A 17,353-nucleotide genomic window follows, 5' to 3' on the forward strand; every position below is an offset into this window, starting at 1 on the left:
CGCCGCCACTGAGCCGCGCCCGCCCCGCGCCCGCCGCGGAAGGGCGGGGAAGAACACGCGCACCCACCGGTGTTGACCTGGGCAGGGTCCCTCCCGGCCCGCGGCCGATCCGCTCGGCCCCGCACCGTCCCATCTCAAACAGTGAGACTGCTCACTTTCACGCCCGAGCGGCGGGGAGAACGCCCCGTTCCCCCCGACCCCACCGGGGCGACGACCTAGGATGAGACGACACGCGGGGGCGAGCACCGCGCGGGCGCGCCGGAGGGCCGGCGTGCCGGAGCGAGCAGCGGAGGTTGTGTCATGGGTCAGGAGAACATCGGCGACTACGGGGACAAGCTGCTGCCGCCGGGGTTGACCTACGACGACGTGCTGCTCGTACCGGCCTACTCCGACATGCAGCCCGGCGAGGCCACCACCGCCACCCGGCTGTCCCGCAACATCCGCCTCAACATCCCGCTGCTGTCCGCCGCGATGGACACCGTGACCGAGGCCCGCATGGCCGTGGCCATGGCCCGCCAGGGCGGCGCCGGCGTACTGCACCGCAACCTCTCCGCCGAGGACCAGGCCGCCCAGGTGGACCTGGTCAAGCGCTCCGAGGCCGGCATGGTCACCGACCCGGTCACCTGCAAGCCCGAGGACACCCTCGCCGACGTCGAGCGCCTGTGTTCGCACTACCGGATCTCCGGCGTCCCCGTCACCGACGACTCCGGCCGCCTCGTGGGCATCGTCACCAACCGCGACATGCGGTTCGAGAGCGACCGCGGCCGCCTGGTCCGCGACGTCATGACCACACGGAACCTGGTCACCGCGCCGGTCGGCGTCAGCCGCGAGCGCGCCTTCGAGCTGCTGCGCGAGAACAAGGTCGAGAAGCTCCCGCTGGTGGACGCCGACGACCGCCTGCGCGGCCTCATCACCGTCAAGGACTTCATCAAGAGCGAGCAGTACCCCGACGCCACCAAGGACGCCGACGGCCGCCTCGTCGTGGGCGCCGCCGTGGGCGTGGGCCCGGAGGCCACCGAGCGCGCCAAGCTGCTGGTCGACGCCGGGGTGGACTTCATCGTCGTGGACACCGCCCACGGCCACTCCGCCGGCCTGGCCGACATGGTCGCCAAGCTCAAGGCCAACTCCAGGGCCGACATCGTCGCGGGCAACGTCGCCACCCGCGCCGGGGCCCAGCTGCTGATCGACGCGGGCGCCGACGCCGTCAAGGTCGGCGTGGGCCCCGGCTCCATCTGCACCACCCGCGTCGTCGCCGGTGTGGGCGCCCCGCAGCTCACCGCCATCCTGGAGGCGGCCAAGGCGTGCGGCCCGGCCGACGTCCCCCTCATCGCCGACGGCGGGCTCCAGTACTCCGGCGAGATCGCCAAGGCCATCGCCGCCGGCGCCAGCACCGTCATGCTCGGCAGCCTGCTGGCCGGTGTGGAGGAGAGCCCGGGCGAGCTCATCTTCATCAACGGCAAGCAGTTCAAGGCCTACCGCGGGATGGGCTCGCTGGGCGCCATGCGCGGCCGCTCCTTCTCCAAGGACCGCTACGCCCAGGCCGAGGTCTCCTCCGAGGACAAGCTCATCCCCGAGGGCATCGAGGGGCAGGTGCCGTTCCGCGGCCCGCTCCAGGCGGTCGCCCACCAGCTCGTCGGCGGCCTGCACCAGTCCATGTGGTACGCGGGCACCCGCACCCTGGACGAGCTGCGCGAGCGCGGCCAGCTCATGCGCATCACCAGCGCCGGACTGCGCGAGAGCCACCCGCACGACATCCAGATGACCGTCGAGGCGCCCAACTACAACGGCCGCTGACACACCGCCGCACACCGGGCCGTCCGGAGTCCCTCCGGGCGGCCCGACCCGTTCCCGGAGCGGGACGGATAGACTCTCGGCGGTAGTGAACGCACCGGTCGCACCGGCCGGGGCAGCACGTCAGAGGGGATCGAAGCGTTGGCTCAGGTGGAGATCGGGCTGGGCAAGAACGGGCGCCGGGCCTACGAGCTCGACGAGATCGGCATCGTGCCGGCTCGGCGCACGCGCGACCCGGAGGAGGTGTCGATCGCCTGGCAGATCGACGCCTACCGGTTCGAGACGCCGCTCGTGGCCAGCCCCATGGACAGTGTGGCCTCGCCGGACACGGTCGTGGCGATCGGCCGCCTGGGCGGCCTGGGCGTCCTCGACCTCGAAGGCCTGTGGACCCGGTACGAGGACCCGGCGCCGCTGCTGGCGGAGATCAGCGAGCTGGACGACGTGGCCGCCACCAGGCGGCTGCAGGAGATCTACGCCGCCCCCATCCAGGAGGAGCTGATCGGCCGCCGGATCGAGCAGATCCGCGACGCGGGCCTGGTCACCGCGGCCCGACTGTCCCCGCAGCGCACCGCGCAGTACCACAAGGCGGTCGTCGACGCGGGCGTGGACATCTTCGTGATCCGCGGCACCACGGTGTCCGCCGAGCACGTGTCCGGGCGCGCCGAGCCGCTCAACCTCAAGCAGTTCATCTACGACCTGGACGTCCCGGTCGTGGTCGGCGGCTGCGCCACCTACACCGCCGCCCTGCACCTGATGCGCACCGGCGCCGCGGGCGTCCTGGTCGGCTTCGGCGGCGGCTCGGGCCACACCACCCGCTCCGTGCTGGGCGTGGCGGTGCCGATGGCCAGCGCCATCGGCGACGTCGCCGCCGCCCGCCGCGACTACCTCGACGAGTCCGGCGGCCGCTACGTGCACGTCATCGCCGACGGCGGCATGACCACCAGCGGCGACATCGCCAAGGCCCTGGCCTGCGGCGCCGACGCCGTCATGGTGGGCTCTCCGCTGGCCCGCGCCACCGAGGCGCCCGGCGCCGGCCACCACTGGGGCAGCGAGGCGCACCACGGCGAGCTGCCGCGCGGCGAGCGGGTGCGGGTCGGCACCATCGGCGACCTGTCCGCCATCCTGCACGGCCCGGCGTCCACCAGCGACGGCTCCATGAACCTCATGGGCGCGCTGCGCCGCACCATGGCCACCTCGGGCTACACCGACCTCAAGGAGTTCCAGCGGGTCGAGGTCGTGGTGAACCCGCACCGCTGACGGGTGTCGCGGGGGCGTGCCGGGGAACCGGCGCGTCCCCGCTTTTCGTTGTGCTCCCGGAAAGGCCCCGGGAGCGGTGTGCAACCATGTTCCGGCCGTCGGCGTCACACGACCCGACGATTCCGAAGGGTTCTGCGAGGGAAGGGGTGGGGCTTTGGGCAGGGGTACCCGTGACGGGCGGGGCAGGGGTCCGCTCGTCGCCGTCTGCGTGACTCTGGCGCTGTGCCTGGCACTGACCGGCGGTGTGCTCTTCGCCGTCGACCGGGTCTCGCGGTCGCTCTCCGACTGGGAGCCCCCGTCGTCGGCGGCCGGCGGGCCGCCGGACGGCACCATCGAGACGCCCCCGCACGACCAGCTCACGGGCCCTCCGGCGTCGGCCGAGGTCAACCCGGCCGAGCCGGACCCGGTCTCCTCGGCGGGCGCCGACGAGCAGCAGACGCCCGGGACCGGGCCGCGCGCCGCCGACGACTGGCTGGAGCAGGTCTCCGGCGCCACGACCATCCCGGTGCGGGCCCTGGAGGGCTACGCCGGCGCGCAGCTGGCGCTGGCCGAGGAGCTGCCGTCCTGCAACCTGTCCTGGCCGACCCTGGCGGGCATCGGGTTCGTGGAGTCGCGGCACGGCACCTACGCGGGCGGCGAGATCGGTCCGGACGGCGTCACCACCGTGAACGTCATCGGTATCCCTCTGGACGGCACCAACAACACCCGGGCGATCCCCGACACCGACGGCGGCCTGCTGGACGGCGACACCACCTGGGACCGGGCGGTCGGCCCGATGCAGTTCATCCCCGGGACCTGGGCGCGGTGGGGCGCCTCCGCCTCGGGGGCCGGCGATCCCGACCCGCACCAGATCGACGACGCCGCCCTGTCCGCCGGCCGCTACCTGTGCGCGAACGGCCGCGACCTGAGCACCGCACAGGACTGGGAGGCGGCGATCCTGTCGTACAACCGCTCCCCGGAGTACGTGGCCGACGTCCTGGCCTACGCCCACGCCTACGCCGACGCCTCGGCCTGACCTGCGGTCACACGCGGGACCGGGGGGCGGATCGGGCGGTCCGGACCCCTGCGGGAGAATCCGGGTGTGGACACTCGACCGGCGCTGCTGCGCCGCATCCGCATCTGGATCTGCCTGTTCATCGTGGGCCTGGTGCTGAGCGGCGTCACCGCTTTCCCCCTGCCCGCCGAAGTGCGGCTGCTGGACTCCCTGCTGGCCGGTCCGCTCGCGCCGGTGTCCGAGGCCGCTCCCTGGCTGGCCGACTGGGTCTCCCGGGTGCGCGCCGGCCTGGACACGGTGGAGGCGGAGCAGCCGTTCGTCCTCTACGGCACCGACTGGCTGGCGTTCGCGCACCTGGTCATCGCGGTGGCGTTCATCGGCCCCTGGCGGGACCCGGTGCGCAACATCTGGGTGATCCAGTTCGGCATGATCGCCTGCGTGATGGTGGTGCCGCTGGCGCTGATCTGCGGCCCGATCCGGGGCATCCCGTGGCTGTGGCAGCTGATCGACATCTCGTTCGGCGTCTTCGGGATCATCCCGCTGCTCATCGTGCACCGGCTCATCCGCCGGCTGGAGGCGGCCGAGGGCGCCCGGACCGGCCCCGCCCCCGTACCCGGCCCCGCGGCCTAGAGGTCCTGGAGGACCCGGGTGGCGTGGTCCTCCGCGCCCGGGGCCAGCCGGGCCAGCAGGGTGCGGGAGATGTCCAGCAGCTGCGCCTGCTGCTCGGGGCTGAGCAGGTCGAACATGTTCTCGCGCATGCTGCGCACGTGCTCGACGCCCGCGGTGCGCAGGGTCTGCGCGCCCTTGTCGGTGAGCTTGGCGAACCAGCTGCGCCGGTCGCTCTCGCAGTGCACGCGCTCCACGAACCCGCCCTCGGCCAGCTTGGCCACGGCGTGGGAGATGCGGCTGGGGCGGGTGTGGGTGATCTCGGCCAGCTCGCTCATCCGCAGCGAGCGGCGGTGCGCCTTGGAGAGCAGGACCAGCAGCTCGTAGTAGGTGAGGGGGAGCCCGGAGGACGCCTGCACGTCCCGCTCCACCTGCTGGTCGAGCAGCCGGAACGCCAGTGTGGCCGCGTCCCAGGTCCGCTCCTCGTCCGTGTCCAGGCATCCTTCTGTGCTCATGCCGAGATGCTAGCACGCTGAACAGTTGCGCACTGGAATATCTCTGCGTTAGTGTCCTCCTGAAAGTTCCAGCGCTGAACTACCCATCAATGGTCCAGTGCTGGAATATCCAGCGCTCAAGCACTTTTCCCGGAAGGGACACCCCTCATGACCTCCGCCGAACCCCGGACCGCGGCCGGGACCCGCACCCGCACCGCGGGTACAGCGGCCCTGGCCCTCCTGGCCACCGCCCACTTCACGCTGTCGCTCGACTTCAACGTCGTCTACATCGCCCTCCCCGAGATCGGCCGGGCCCTGGGCCTGGGCGCGGCGGCCCTGCCCTGGGTGGTCAACGCCTTCGCCCTCGGCTACGGCGGACTCCTGCTCCTGGGCGGCCGCGCCGCCGACCGGCTCGGCGCCCGCCGCATGCTCGTGCTGGGCGCGCTCCTGCTCGGCCTGGCCTCCGTCGCGGGCGCCCTGGCCTCCCACGCCGGCGTCCTGATCGCCGCCCGCGCCGCCCAGGGGGTCGGCGCCGCCGCCCTCTTCCCCGCCACCCTCGCCCTGATCGGCACCGCCTTCCCCGCCGGCCCCGCCCGCAACCGGGCGATGGCCGTATGGGGCTCGGCCGGCGCCTTCGGCGCCCTGGCGGGAGGGGCCGTCGGCGGCATCCTCACCAGCGCCTTCGGCTGGACCGCCGTGTTCTGGGCGATCGTCCCGCCCGCCCTGGCGGTGGCCGCGCTCGCCCCCCGCCTGCTGCCCGCCGACCGGCACCGCCCGGACCCGCGCGGCTTCGACCTGCCCGGCACCGCGCTGGTCACCGCGGGCGCGCTCCTGCTCGTGTTCGGGGTCTTCCGCCTCCAGGAGTCCGGATGGATCTCGCCCGACGGCGGCGGCGCGCTGCTGCTGGGCCTGCTGGCCCTGGCCGCGCTCGGGCCCGTCGAACGCCGGTCCGCGAGCCCGCTGCTGCCCGCCTCCCTGCTGCGCGACCGCCACCTCCTGGTGGCCATGGGGCTGATCCTCGTCCTCATGGGCGTCGTCGCCACGCTGCACTACGTCTACACCACCCACGTCCAGGGCACCCTGGGCCTGGACCCCTTCCTCGCGGGCCTGGGCTTCCTGCCCCAGGGGGTGGCCGCCATGCTCGGCTCGGCCCTGCTGCTGCCCCGCCTGCTGGAGCGCTGGGGCGTGCGCACCGCGCTGTTCGCCGGAACGGTCGGCGTCGGCCTCACCTCCGCGGCCTTCGCCCTCGCCCTGGCCGCCGACTCCTACTGGGCGGTGCTGCCCGCCGTGGTCCTGCTCGGCGTCACCGCGGGCACCGTCTACCCGCTCGTGTTCACCGCCGCCGGGAGCGGGGTCGGCGAGCGCGAGCAGGGCGTGGCCTCCGCCGCCGTCTCCACCGTCCAGCAGGTCGGCGGCGCCCTGGGCCTGGCCGTCCTGGCCGCCGTCGCCGGGGCCTGGGGCGGCCTGGGCACCGCCTCCCTGGTCGGCGGGGCCGCCACCGTCGCGGTCGCCTTCCTCGCCCTGCTCCTGCCGCGTCCGGCGGCGGACCGGCCCGCCGCCGGGTGACCCGTCCCCACGCGTGGCGTCCCGTGCGGCGCCCCCGGGCCCGGTTAGCCTGGGGGCGCCGCTCCGGTGGGCGGACCGCCCCGGTGGGTATGCGCTGGGGAGAGGAACCATCGCGACGGAGGGACTGGGATGACGACCACCTGGCTGGGACCCGAGGGGCGTGAGGCCGACCTGGCCGCGATGCGCGACGAGGAACTGGACGTCCTCGTCGTCGGCGGCGGCATCGTCGGCGCGGGCATCGCCCTGGACGCCGCCTCACGCGGGCTGTCCACGGGGCTGATCGAGGCGCGCGACTTCGCGTCGGGCACCTCCAGCAGGTCCAGCAAGCTGATCCACGGCGGACTGCGCTACCTGGAGCAGTTCGACTTCGAACTCGTCCAGGAGGCCCTGCACGAACGCGGCCTGCTGCTCACCACGATCGCCCCGCACCTGGTCCGCCCGGTCCCGTTCCTCTTCCCGTTCGCCCACCACTGGGAACGCTTCTACATCGGTGCGGGCGTCACCCTGTACGACACCCTCGCCCTCACCTCCCGGAACAACCGGGGGCTGCCCTCCCACCGGCACCTGACCCGCAGCGGGGCGCTGCGGGTCTTCCCCGCGCTCAAGCGCGACGCGCTCGCCGGGGCCGTCCAGTACTGGGACTGCCAGGTGGACGACGCCCGGTTCGTCAGCACCGTGCTGCGCACCGCCGCCGGGCTCGGCGCGCGGATCGCCTCCCGGGTGCAGGCCGTCGGCTTCCTGCGCGAGGGCGAGCACGTGGTGGGCGCCCGCGCCGCCGACCTGGAGAAGGGCGAGGAGATCTCCATCCGCGCCCGCCAGGTCGTCAACGCCGCCGGCGTGTGGACCGACGAGATCCAGGAGATGGTCGGCGGCCGCGGGCAGATCCACGTCCGCGCCTCCAAGGGCGTCCACCTGGTGGTGCCCCGCGACCGCATCCAGGCCTCCTCGGGGATGATCCTGCGCACCGAGAAGAGCGTGCTGTTCGTCATCCCGTGGGGCCGCCACTGGATCATCGGCACCACCGACACCGCCTGGGACCTGGACAAGGAGAACCCGGCCGCCAGCCGCACCGACATCGACTACGTCCTGGACCACGTCAACCAGGTACTGCGCACCCCGCTGAGCAGGGACGACGTCGAAGGCGTCTACGCCGGCCTGCGCCCGCTGCTGTCGGGGGAGTCGGAGGAGACCTCCAAGCTCTCCCGCGAGCACGTGGTCGCCCACCCGGTGCCCGGCCTGGTCCTCATCGCGGGCGGCAAGTACACCACCTACCGGGTCATGGCCAAGGACGCCGTGGACGCCGTCGCCCACGGCCTGGGCGGGGGGATTCCCAAGTCCGTCACGGACCGGCTCCCGCTGGTGGGCGCCTCCGGGTACAGCGCCCTGGTCAACCAGCGCCACCGGCTCGCCCGGGAGACCGGGCTGCACGTCTCCCGCATCTCGCACCTGCTGCGCCGCTACGGGACCTGCGCCCGCGACCTGCTCGACCTGGTGCGGGAGGACCCCGACCTGGGCCGCTCGCTCGCCGGGGCCGACGACTACCTGCGCGCCGAGATCGTCTACGCGGTCCGCGCCGAGGGCGCCCGCCACCTGGAGGACGTCCTGTACCGGCGCACCCGGATCTCGTTCGAGACCTGGGACCGGGGCATCGCCGCCGCGGAGGAGGCCGCCGAGCTCATGGCCCCGCTGCTGGGCTGGGACAAGGGGCAGGCCGAACGCGAGGTCGAGTACTACCGCAAGGGCATCGAGGCCGAGCGCGCGGCCCAGGAGCAGGACACCGACCAGGAGGCGGACGCCATCCAGCACGGCGCCCCCGAGATCGTGCCGGAGGCGGGCATCCTCAGGCCGTGACGCCGATCCCGCCCCGGAGTGTCCCATGACACACACGGCGGGTTAGGGTGCGGGGGTACAGACCCCCGCACCCCGAGGAGCCCGACATGATCACGGTGCTGCTCGTCGAGGACGACGTGCGCCTCGCCGACGCCCTCGCCGGAGCTCTGGAGCCCCACGGGTACGCCGTCACCCAGGTGCGCACCGCCGAGCAGGCGCTGGCCGCCGACCCCGCCGACGTCGTCCTGCTGGACCTGGGCCTGCCCGACATGGACGGCGTCGAGCTGTGCCGGATGCTCCGCGAGCGCCACGGCGCCGGCGACACGGCGGTCATCATGGTGACCGCCCGCGGGCAGCAGCGCGAGCGCGTCCGCGGCCTACGGGCGGGCGCCGACGACTACGTGGTCAAACCCCTGGCCATCGAGGAGCTGTGCGCCCGCATGGAGGCGGTGCTGCGCCGCATCCGCCGCCCCGCCGACGGGCCGCTGACCGCCGGACCCCTGCGGATCGACCCGGCCGGGCGCACGGTGGAGCTGGACGGGTCCCGTGTGGAGGTCACCCGCAAGGAGTTCGACCTGCTGCTGGCCCTGGCCCGGGAGGCCGGGAGCGTGCTGTCCCGCGAACACCTGCTGCTGCGGGTGTGGGGGACGACCTGGCCCGGCACGCTGCGCACCCTGGAGGTGCACGTGGGCACCCTGCGCTCCAAGCTCGGCACGCCCGGCCTCATCGAGACGGTGCGCGGGGTCGGGTACCGGATGCCGGTCACCGGGCGGGCCGACGCGGCGCCGACCGGGCGGCACCGCTGAGCGGGGCCCGTGCCGATGCGCCGCCGGATCATCACCGTCTACGTGACCCTGCTGGTCGCGGCCTGCCTGGGGCTGGCCGTCCCGCTGTGCGTCAGCATCGCCGCCCGCGGCACCTCCGACATGTTCCTGGACCGCCTCAACGACACCGCCCGGTTCGCGAGCATCGCCGAACCCGCGGTCCTCGACGGGACCGGCGGCATGCTGGAGGCGGAGATGGTCGCCTACGACCGCCTCTACGGGATCACCGCCGTCGTCGTCGACCGGCACGGCCGGGTGGTGGCCGCCTCCCGGCCCGGCCTGGAGCTCTCGGACCTGGACCCCTCGGCCGACCCGGGCGAGCCGCCCGAGGAGGTCCGCAACGCCCTGGCCGGGAACCGGATGGGGGCGGGCGGCATCGTGTACCCCTGGCAGCGCGGCCCCCTCATCGTCGCCGAACCCGTGGGCCGCTCCGGTGAGGTCGTCGGCGCGGCCGTCACGGCCTCGCCCACCCGGACCCTGCGCCGCGCCACCCGGAACCAGTGGGTGCTGGCGGCGGGCGGGGTCGCCGTGCTCATGGCCGCGGGCATCGCCGCCGCCGGGCCGCTCACCCGGTGGATCCTGCGGCCGATCGACGATCTGGGCGAGGCCACCCGCGCGGTGGCCGGGGGCAGCCTGGGCATCCGGGTGCGCACCGCCGCCGGCCCGGTCGAACTGCGCCGGCTCGGGGAGTCCTTCAACCGGATGGCCGACACCATCACCGCCATGCTGGAGACCCAGCGGGTGTTCGTGGCCTACGCCGGGCACCAGGTGCGCAACCCCCTGGCCGCGCTGCGGCTGCGGGTGGACTCGCTGTCCCGGCACCTCGTCCCGCAGGGCCGGCAGGACCACCGGCTGGCCCTGGACGAGGTGGACCGGCTCACCCGCGTCTGCGACAGCCTGCTCACCCTGGCCCGGACCGAGGACGCCGAGCACACCGAGGTGTGGGAGGAGGTCGGCGAGGTCGTCGGGGACCGGCTGCGCTCGTGGGAGCCCATCGCCGAACGGGTGGGCGCCGTCCTGGTCCGGGAGGGCGGCGACGGGGTCCGGGTCAGGTGCGTGGAGGGCACCCTCGACCAGGCCCTGGACGCGCTCATCGACAACGCCCTGAAGTTCGGGGGCGAGGGCGTGCGGATCACCGTCCGGGTCGAGGAGGTCCCGCCCGGTCCCGGCCGGCCCGGCCACGTGGACGTCCACGTCCTCGACGACGGCCCGGGCCTGCCCGCCGAGCAGCTTGCACAGGCCACCCGCCCCTTCTGGAAGGACGGCGGCGTCGGCGGCTCCGGCCTGGGCCTGTCCATCGTCGTCACCCTGCTCGAACTCCAGGGGGCGTCGCTCACCCTGACCCCCGCGCGCCCCCGGGGCATCGACGCGCGCATCCGGCTGGTCACGGGGTCGGGGCGGGCTCCGGCCGGCGCTCCTGCGCGTACTTGACCTCCCGGTAGTAGCCGGCGGCCCCCGGGTGCAGGGGCACCGGCAGGGTGGAGATCGCCGACCGGGGGTGCAGCTGCAACGCCACCGGGTGGATCTCGGCCAGCCTCGCCCGGGAGGCGAAGAGCAGGCGGGTCAGCTCCTCCGCGTGGGCGTACGGCATATCCGCGTTGACGACCAGCAGGCTCGGCACCCCGATGGTGCGGACCGCCGGGACCCCCGGATAGGTGTCGGCCGGCACCGGCAGCTCGGAGAAGTAGGCGCCGTACTCCTCGCTCAGCGCCGCCACGTGCCCGGACAGGTCCAGGAGCCGTACCGGGCGGCGCTCGGCCAGGTCCGCCACGGCCCCGGTGGGCAGGCCGCCGGACCAGAAGAAGGCGTCGATCTCGCCCCGCTCCAGCGCCGCCGCCGACTCCTCGATGGACAGCCACATGCGGTGCACGCCCCGGCCCTCCCGGCGGCCCCGGATCCCGCCCAGGCCGACCAGGTCCAGCAGTCTCTCGGCCATCATCTCGGTGCCCGACCCCCGCGCCCCGATCGAGACCACGCCCCCGGCCAGGTCGTCCAGGTCCTGGTAGGGGGAGTCCGCGCGCACGACCACGTGGGTGTGGTTGTCGTAGAGGCGGGCGACCGCGGCGATCGGCAGCGGCTCCTCGAACGGCGGCTCCCCGGCCACCGCGAGGGCGGCCACGTCGGCCAGGGTGAAGGCGGCGTCCACGCCGCCTTCGGCCACCAGCCGGTTGTTCTCCACGCTGGCCGCGGTGGTCAACGCCGTGATCCGGACGTTCTCCACCCGGGAGGAGGCGATCCCGGCCAGCGCCGCGCCGTACGCGTGGTAGACGCCGCCGTCGTCGCCGGTCCCCAGGGTCAGGTGCAGGGGCGCCGGTTCCACCGCCGCGGACCGTGTGAGCAGCGGCGCGGACACGGCGAGCACGAGGACGGCGGCGGTGAGGGGCCACAGGAGGCCGAGGGTGGGCCGCGACATGCCGAAACGATAGCAAGATGCGCGAAACCTCAGAGAAACCTCAAATGCCGGTGGAGGACACCGGATTCCGCCGGGATCGCGGCTACGTTTTCGACAGCGGAGTGGTGTGGGCCACAGCGCTCCGGGGGCCGCGTTCCTCCCGCGCCCCGGTGCCCGGCCCACCCCTCCGCCGTAACCCCCCGCACCCGGTGCGGGAGGACCCCGCGCCCCGACGGCGGCGGCGCCCGCCGCACCCGCGCCCCGTCCGCGCGGGTGCGGCGGGCCCGCTACCCTCGGCGGCATGTGGCGATGGAACCCCCGCGACCCGAAGCCGGCCCACGGATCCCCGGTCGAGCACCTGCTGGCCTCGGCGGCCCTGGGCACCGATCCCATGCTCCGGGCCGCGGCCGAGGAGGTCGCCGAGGGCGGCCTCGCCGCCGCCCTGCCGCTGCTCGCCGAGAGCCGGGAGGACGCCGAGACCCGCACCGCCACCGCCGAGGTGCTGGGCCGGGCCGCCGCCGACCGGATCGACGACCTGGGCGACCTCCTGGACACCGCCGACCGGGCCGACCTGATGCTGTGGCTGGGCAACGCCCTGATCGCCCACGCCCTGCGGGCCTCCGGCGGGGCCGCCGAGCGCAAGGCCGCCGAGGCCGCGCTGGACGACGCCCGCCGGGCGCTGGAGGCCGCCGCCGACCTGCGGCCCGACGACGCCGCGCCCTGGGTCGCGCTCCAGACCGTCGCCATGGGCGCGGGGGCCGACCGCGAGGAGAAGGACCGGCTGTGGGACGAGCTGCGGAGCCGGGACCCGCACCTGTTCGCCGCCCACACGGGCCGGGTGCGCGTGCTGTCCCCGGCGCGCGGCGGCGCGGCCGAGGAGATGTTCGCGTTCGCCGGGTCCGCCGCCGACACCGCGCCCGGGGGCGACCCGCTGCCCGCCGTCCTGGCCCTGGCCCACGCCGAGTTCCTGCGCGCGGAGCACAAGCGGCTCAGGGCCGAGGGCGTGTTCGACTTCGTGGCGGGTCAGGCGATGGGGCGCCTGTACGGGGAGGCGGTGGAGGAGCTGTTCGGGCTGGCCCGCGCCTGGGCCGGGAGCGCCGTCCCGCACCCGCGCGACGTGCAGGCCCACCACCTGTTCGGGTGGGCGTTCCACCGGGCCGGGATGACCGAGGCCGCCCGCTGGCACCTGACCGCCGTCGGCAACCTGTACTGCGAGGTCCCCTGGGGGTTCTTCGGCGATGCCCGGACGCAGGTCGCCCGGGCCATGGAGGAGCTCGGCGTGCGCCCCGGCGGCCACCGGCCCCCGGCCGGAGCCGGGTGAGAGGACCCGGAACGCGCCCGAAAAGTCCTCGCCAACGGACTGACCAGCGGGACACAATGCACGGGTGCTACTGACGATCACCACCACCGCGACCCCGGCGGCCCCGGCCACGGACCTCGGATTCCTGCTCCACAAGAACCCGGAGCGGGCGCAGAGCTTCGAGCAGTCCTTCGGGACCGCCCATGTCTTCTACCCCGAGGCCACGGAGCAGCGCTGCACGGCCGCCCTGCTCCTGGAGGTCGACCCCCAGGCGCTGCTGCGGGCCCGCACCTCCGTCAGCACACCCGACTTCGCCCTGGCCCAGTACGTGAACGACCGCCCCTTCGCCACCTCCTCGCTGTTCACGGTGGCGCTGGGCCGGGTGTTCCGCTCCGCGCTCAAGGGCGCCTGCGAGGCCCGGCCGGAACTGGCCGCCGCCCCGCTGCCCCTCGAACTCCACCTGCCCGCGGTGCCCTGCCGGGCCGGCGCCGACAAGGCGCGCGCCCTGTTCGAGCCCCTGGGCTGGCGGGTGGCCGCCGAGCCCGTGCCGCTCGACCCCGGCCTGCCCGGCTGGGGCGACTCCCACTACCTGTCGCTGACCCTGTCCGGCGAGCAGGTGCTGTCCGAGGCGCTGAGCCACCTGTACGTCCTGCTGCCCGCCATGGACGGGAGCAAGCACTACTGGGTGGACCGCGGCGAGATCGACAAGCTGCTGCGTGCCGGGGGCCTGCGCGTCACCGACGCCGAGGAGCAGACCACCGAGGAGGACCCGCAGGCCCGGTCCCCCTGGCTGGCCCGCCACCCCGAGCGCGCCTGGATCACCCGCCGCTACCTCAACCGGCGCAACGCCTACGTGCGCACCGCCCTGGCCCGGCTGGCCGAGGCCGACGACCTCCCGGAGGAGGAGGCCGACCCGGCCCTGGAGGAGGCCCCCGCGGAGGCCGCGCCGGTTCGGGCGGGGGAGGAGCGCCCGCCCTCGCTGGCCGAGCAGCGCGCCGGGGCGGTCCTGGCCGTGCTGCGCGCCGAGAACGCCTCCAGCGTCCTGGACCTGGGCTGCGGCCCCGGCGCCCTGCTGGCGAAGCTGGTCGCCGACCCGACCCTGGAGCGGATCACCGGTGTGGACGTGGACGCCGTCACCCTCCAGATGGCCCACCGCAAGACCTGCCGGGGCTGCGCCCCGAACGGCCGCGGGCGCCACCGCGACCTGTTCGCCGACACCGTGGGCCTCCGGGAGCAGGGCGGGCGCCCGCCCCGGCCCGAGCTGCTCATCGGCTCGGCCGTCTACCGGGACGCCCGCTTCGCCGGGCACGACGCCGTCGTGCTCATGGAGGTCGTCGAGCACATCGACCCGGAGCGGCTGCCGGCGCTGGAGGAGAGCGTCTTCTCCGCCGCGCACCCCCGCGTCGTCGTGGTCACCACCCCCAACGCCGAGTACAACGTCCACTACGAGGGCCTGGCCGACGGCGCGTTCCGCCACCGGGACCACCGCTTCGAGTGGACCCGCGCCGAGTTCACCCTGTGGGCGGACGCCGTCGCCGAACGCAACGGCTACACCGTCCGCTACCTGCCCGTGGGTCCGCAGGACCCCGCCACCGGCTCCCCGACCCAGATGGGAGTGTTCACCCGATGAACACCGATGAGACCGCCCCGGACACCGCCCCCCGCGTCCTGGGCGTGCCCGCCATGGGACTCGTCGTGCTGGTCGGCGTGTCCGGCTCGGGCAAGTCCACCTTCGCCGCCCGCCACTTCAAGCCCACCGAGGTCATCTCCTCCGACTTCTGCCGCGGGCTGGTCAGCGACGACGAGAACGACCAGGGCGCCACCGCCGACGCCTTCTCCCTGCTGCACACCGTCCTGGACATCCGGCTGCGCCGCGGCCTGCTCACCGTGGTGGACGCCACCAACGTGCAGTCCAAGGCCCGCGCCGAACTCCTGGCCGTGGCCAAGGCCAACAACGTGCTGTCCACGGCGATCGTCCTCGACGTGCCCGAGGCTCTGGCCAAGGAGCGCAACCGGACCCGGCCCGACCGGGACTTCGGCGACCACGTCATCCCCCGCCAGCGCCGCGACCTGCGCCGCAGCCTCAAGTACCTGCGCAAGGAGGGGTTCCGCAAGGTCCACGTCCTCAAGGGCGTCGAGGAGATCGACGCCGCCGTCATCGAGCGCGAGCGCGCCTGGCCGGACAAGCGCGAGCTCACCGGCCCCTTCGACATCATCGGCGACGTCCACGGCTGCCGGGAGGAGCTGGAGGAGCTGCTCACGTCCCTGGGCTACGGGATCACCCGGGACGACCGGGGCAGGGCCGTCGGCGCCCGCCACCCGCAGGGCCGTACCGCGGTGTTCGTCGGCGACCTCGTGGACCGGGGCCCCGACACCCCGGGTGTGCTGCGCCTGGCCATGGGCATGGTCCGCGACGGCGACGCCCTCTGCGTACCGGGCAACCACGAGAACAAGCTCATCCGGGCGCTGCGCGGCGTCAGGGTCACCGCCACCCACGGGCTCGCCGAGTCCCTGGAGCAGCTGGGAAGGGAGAGCGAGGAGTTCCGCAGGGAGGTCCTCGACTTCTGCGACGGCCTGGTCAGCCACCTGGTCCTCGACGGGGGGAGGCTGGTGGTCGCCCACGCCGGGCTCAAGGAGGCCTACCACGGCCGCGCCTCCGGCCGGGTGCGCTCCTTCGCCCTGTACGGCGACACCACCGGCGAGACCGACGAGTACGGGCTGCCGGTGCGCCTGCCCTGGGCCCGCGACTACCGGGGCAGGGCGGCCGTCGTGTACGGCCACACCCCCGTGCTCAAGGCCGAGTGGGTCAACAACACCCTGTGCCTGGACACCGGCTGCGTGTTCGGCGGGAAGCTGACCGCGCTGCGCTACCCCGAACGCGAGATCGTCGACGTCGACGCGCGCCGGACCTGGTACGAGCCGGTCCGGCCGCTGGGCGGCGAGGCCCCGGCGGGCGCGGAGGGCGGGGACCGCTCCGACACGCTGGTGGACATCACCGACGTGGGCGTCGGCGACCACCACCCCGGCCTGATCGTCGAGACGGAGTTCGGGACCGTCCGCGCCAACGGCGCGTCCGCCCTGGGCGCGCTGGAGGTGATGAGCCGGTTCTCCGTCGACCCGCGGTGGCTGCTGTACCTGCCGCCGACCATGGCGCCGGCGCCCACCGCCGCGGCCCCCGGGTACCTGGAGCACCCCGACGAGGCGTTCGCCTGGTACCGCGCCGCCGGTGTCGGGCAGGTCGTGTGCGAGGAGAAGCACATGGGCTCGCGCGCCGTCGCCGTGCTGTGCCGCGACGAGGCGGCCGCCGAACGGCGGTTCGCCCCGGGCGCCCTGGGCACGGTGTACACCCGCACCGGGCGGCCGTTCTTCGCCGACCCCGTGCTGCGCGGCGAGGTGGTGGACCGGCTGCGCGCCGCCGTCACCGGGGCCGGCCTGTGGGACCGCCTGGGCACCGACTGGGTCGCCCTGGACGGGGAGCTGCTGCCCTGGTCGGCCAAGGCCCGCACGCTCATCCGCGACCAGTACGCCTCGGTGGGCGCGGCCGCCCGCGCCGCCCTGCCCGCAGCGGGCGCGGCGCTGGCCGCGGCCGCCGAGCGCGGCCTGGACGTGGGCCGCCTGGTGGACCGGGTCACGCGGAGCACGGAGCAGATGGAGGAGTTCAGCCGGGTGTACCGGCGCTACTCCTGGGACACCGACGGCGCCGCCGGGCTCCGGTTCGCGCCCTTCGCGGTGCTGGCCTCCGAAGGCCGCGAGTACTCCGACGCCGACCACCTGTGGCACATGGCCACCGCGGAGCGGCTGGCCGAGGCGGACCCGCTGGTGCGCTCCACCCGCTACCGGGTGGTGGACACCACCGACCCGGCCGCCTGCGCCTCGGCCGCCGCCTGGTGGCAGGAGATGGTGGACGCCGGGGGCGAGGGCATGGTCGTCAAGCCGCTCCAGGGCGCCCGCGCCACGGGCGCCAAGGGGCTGACCCAGCCCGGCCTGAAGGTGCGCGGCCCCGAGTACCTGCGGATCATCTACGGCCACGACTACACCGACCCCGACCGCCTGGAGGTCCTCAAGGACCGGAGGCTGGGCGGCAAGCTCGGGCTGGCCATGCGCGAGCACAAGCTGGGGCTGGAGGCCCTGGCCCGGCACGCCCGCCGCGAGCCGCTGTGGCGGGTCCACGAACCGGTGTTCGCGGCCCTGGCACTGGAGACCGAACCGGTCGACCCGCGCCTGTAGGACGCGGGGCGTTTGGTCGGATCGTACGAAGCGAGGGCGGGGCGGGACCGGGCGGATCACACCAACCCGGGA

13 protein-coding genes are annotated in these 17,353 nt (G+C 74.6%); 11 read left to right on the forward strand and 2 right to left on the reverse strand.

The window, feature by feature from the left end:
• Positions 1–300 precede the first annotated feature (300 nt).
• The 4 genes from guaB to KGD84_RS04480 all read left to right on the forward strand — a co-directional run bounded on the left by guaB (position 301) and on the right by KGD84_RS04480 (position 4,672).
• Positions 301–1,794: an IMP dehydrogenase gene (gene guaB, locus KGD84_RS04465; protein WP_220564841.1), complete on the forward strand. Its 1,494-nt coding sequence runs from the start codon at positions 301–303 to the stop codon at positions 1,792–1,794.
• A 147-nt stretch (positions 1,795–1,941) separates the two neighbouring features.
• Entirely contained in the window at positions 1,942–3,048 is a 1,107-nt protein-coding gene (locus KGD84_RS04470; RefSeq protein WP_220565525.1) for a GuaB3 family IMP dehydrogenase-related protein, read from the forward strand.
• A gap of 208 nt (positions 3,049–3,256) precedes the next feature.
• Positions 3,257–4,063, forward strand: coding sequence for a lytic transglycosylase domain-containing protein (locus KGD84_RS04475; RefSeq protein WP_255647041.1), 807 nt, complete (start codon positions 3,257–3,259; stop codon positions 4,061–4,063).
• A gap of 66 nt (positions 4,064–4,129) precedes the next feature.
• On the forward strand, positions 4,130–4,672 hold the full coding sequence (locus KGD84_RS04480) for a hypothetical protein (protein WP_220564843.1): 543 nt from the start codon (positions 4,130–4,132) through the stop codon (positions 4,670–4,672).
• On the opposite strand, the gene KGD84_RS04485 is transcribed toward KGD84_RS04480, so the two are convergent.
• Positions 4,669–5,163: a MarR family winged helix-turn-helix transcriptional regulator gene (locus tag KGD84_RS04485; RefSeq protein ID WP_220564844.1), complete on the reverse strand. Its 495-nt coding sequence runs from the start codon at positions 5,161–5,163 to the stop codon at positions 4,669–4,671. The genes KGD84_RS04480 and KGD84_RS04485 overlap by 4 nt on opposite strands.
• A 147-nt stretch (positions 5,164–5,310) precedes the next feature.
• Here KGD84_RS04485 and KGD84_RS04490 point away from each other — a divergent pair, with 147 nt between their 5' ends.
• From KGD84_RS04490 to KGD84_RS04505, 4 genes are all read left to right on the forward strand, one after another.
• On the forward strand, positions 5,311–6,708 hold the full coding sequence (locus tag KGD84_RS04490; protein ID WP_220564845.1) for an MFS transporter: 1,398 nt from the start codon (positions 5,311–5,313) through the stop codon (positions 6,706–6,708).
• A 129-nt stretch (positions 6,709–6,837) separates the two neighbouring features.
• Positions 6,838–8,559 (forward strand): glycerol-3-phosphate dehydrogenase, encoded by a 1,722-nt coding sequence (gene glpD, locus KGD84_RS04495; protein ID WP_220564846.1) that lies wholly within the window; start codon positions 6,838–6,840, stop codon positions 8,557–8,559.
• Between the two features lie 86 nt (positions 8,560–8,645).
• Entirely contained in the window at positions 8,646–9,344 is a 699-nt protein-coding gene (locus tag KGD84_RS04500; protein WP_220564847.1) for a response regulator transcription factor, read from the forward strand.
• A gap of 15 nt (positions 9,345–9,359) precedes the next feature.
• Entirely contained in the window at positions 9,360–10,793 is a 1,434-nt protein-coding gene (locus KGD84_RS04505) for a sensor histidine kinase (RefSeq protein WP_220565526.1), read from the forward strand.
• Here the strand turns inward: KGD84_RS04505 and KGD84_RS04510 are convergent.
• On the reverse strand, positions 10,747–11,775 hold the full coding sequence (locus KGD84_RS04510; RefSeq protein WP_220564848.1) for a TAXI family TRAP transporter solute-binding subunit: 1,029 nt from the start codon (positions 11,773–11,775) through the stop codon (positions 10,747–10,749). The two genes, KGD84_RS04505 and KGD84_RS04510, sit on opposite strands and share 47 nt — an antisense overlap.
• Positions 11,776–12,055: 280 nt before the next feature.
• On the opposite strand from KGD84_RS04510, the gene KGD84_RS04515 reads away from it, so the two are divergent.
• From KGD84_RS04515 to KGD84_RS04525, 3 genes are all read left to right on the forward strand, one after another.
• A complete protein-coding gene (locus tag KGD84_RS04515; RefSeq protein WP_220564849.1) occupies positions 12,056–13,075 on the forward strand; it encodes a hypothetical protein in 1,020 nt (339 codons plus the stop codon).
• A gap of 64 nt (positions 13,076–13,139) precedes the next feature.
• Positions 13,140–14,684 (forward strand): 3' terminal RNA ribose 2'-O-methyltransferase Hen1, encoded by a 1,545-nt coding sequence (locus KGD84_RS04520; protein ID WP_220564850.1) that lies wholly within the window; start codon positions 13,140–13,142, stop codon positions 14,682–14,684.
• On the forward strand, positions 14,681–17,281 hold the full coding sequence (locus KGD84_RS04525) for a polynucleotide kinase-phosphatase (protein ID WP_220564851.1): 2,601 nt from the start codon (positions 14,681–14,683) through the stop codon (positions 17,279–17,281). The genes KGD84_RS04520 and KGD84_RS04525 overlap by 4 nt, the downstream gene beginning before the upstream one ends.
• The last annotated feature ends 72 nt before the right edge of the window (positions 17,282–17,353 follow it).

Source organism: Nocardiopsis changdeensis, from assembly GCF_018316655.1.
Lineage (GTDB): Bacteria > Actinomycetota > Actinomycetes > Streptosporangiales > Streptosporangiaceae > Nocardiopsis > Nocardiopsis changdeensis.

Bases quoted from the DNA above. Each gene is read 5' to 3' on its own strand.
- KGD84_RS04485 (WP_220564844.1), bottom strand. From the start codon at position 5,163: ATGAGCACAGAAGGATGCCTGGACACGGACGAGGAGCGGACCTGGGAC.
- KGD84_RS04505 (WP_220565526.1), top strand. From the start codon at position 9,360: ATGCGCCGCCGGATCATCACCGTCTACGTGACCCTGCTGGTCGCGGCC.
- KGD84_RS04515 (WP_220564849.1), top strand. From the start codon at position 12,056: ATGTGGCGATGGAACCCCCGCGACCCGAAGCCGGCCCACGGATCCCCG.
- guaB (WP_220564841.1), top strand. From the start codon at position 301: ATGGGTCAGGAGAACATCGGCGACTACGGGGACAAGCTGCTGCCGCCG.
- KGD84_RS04500 (WP_220564847.1), top strand. From the start codon at position 8,646: ATGATCACGGTGCTGCTCGTCGAGGACGACGTGCGCCTCGCCGACGCC.
- KGD84_RS04490 (WP_220564845.1), top strand. From the start codon at position 5,311: ATGACCTCCGCCGAACCCCGGACCGCGGCCGGGACCCGCACCCGCACC.
- glpD (WP_220564846.1), top strand. From the start codon at position 6,838: ATGACGACCACCTGGCTGGGACCCGAGGGGCGTGAGGCCGACCTGGCC.
- KGD84_RS04525 (WP_220564851.1), top strand. From the start codon at position 14,681: ATGAACACCGATGAGACCGCCCCGGACACCGCCCCCCGCGTCCTGGGC.
- KGD84_RS04510 (WP_220564848.1), bottom strand. From the start codon at position 11,775: ATGTCGCGGCCCACCCTCGGCCTCCTGTGGCCCCTCACCGCCGCCGTC.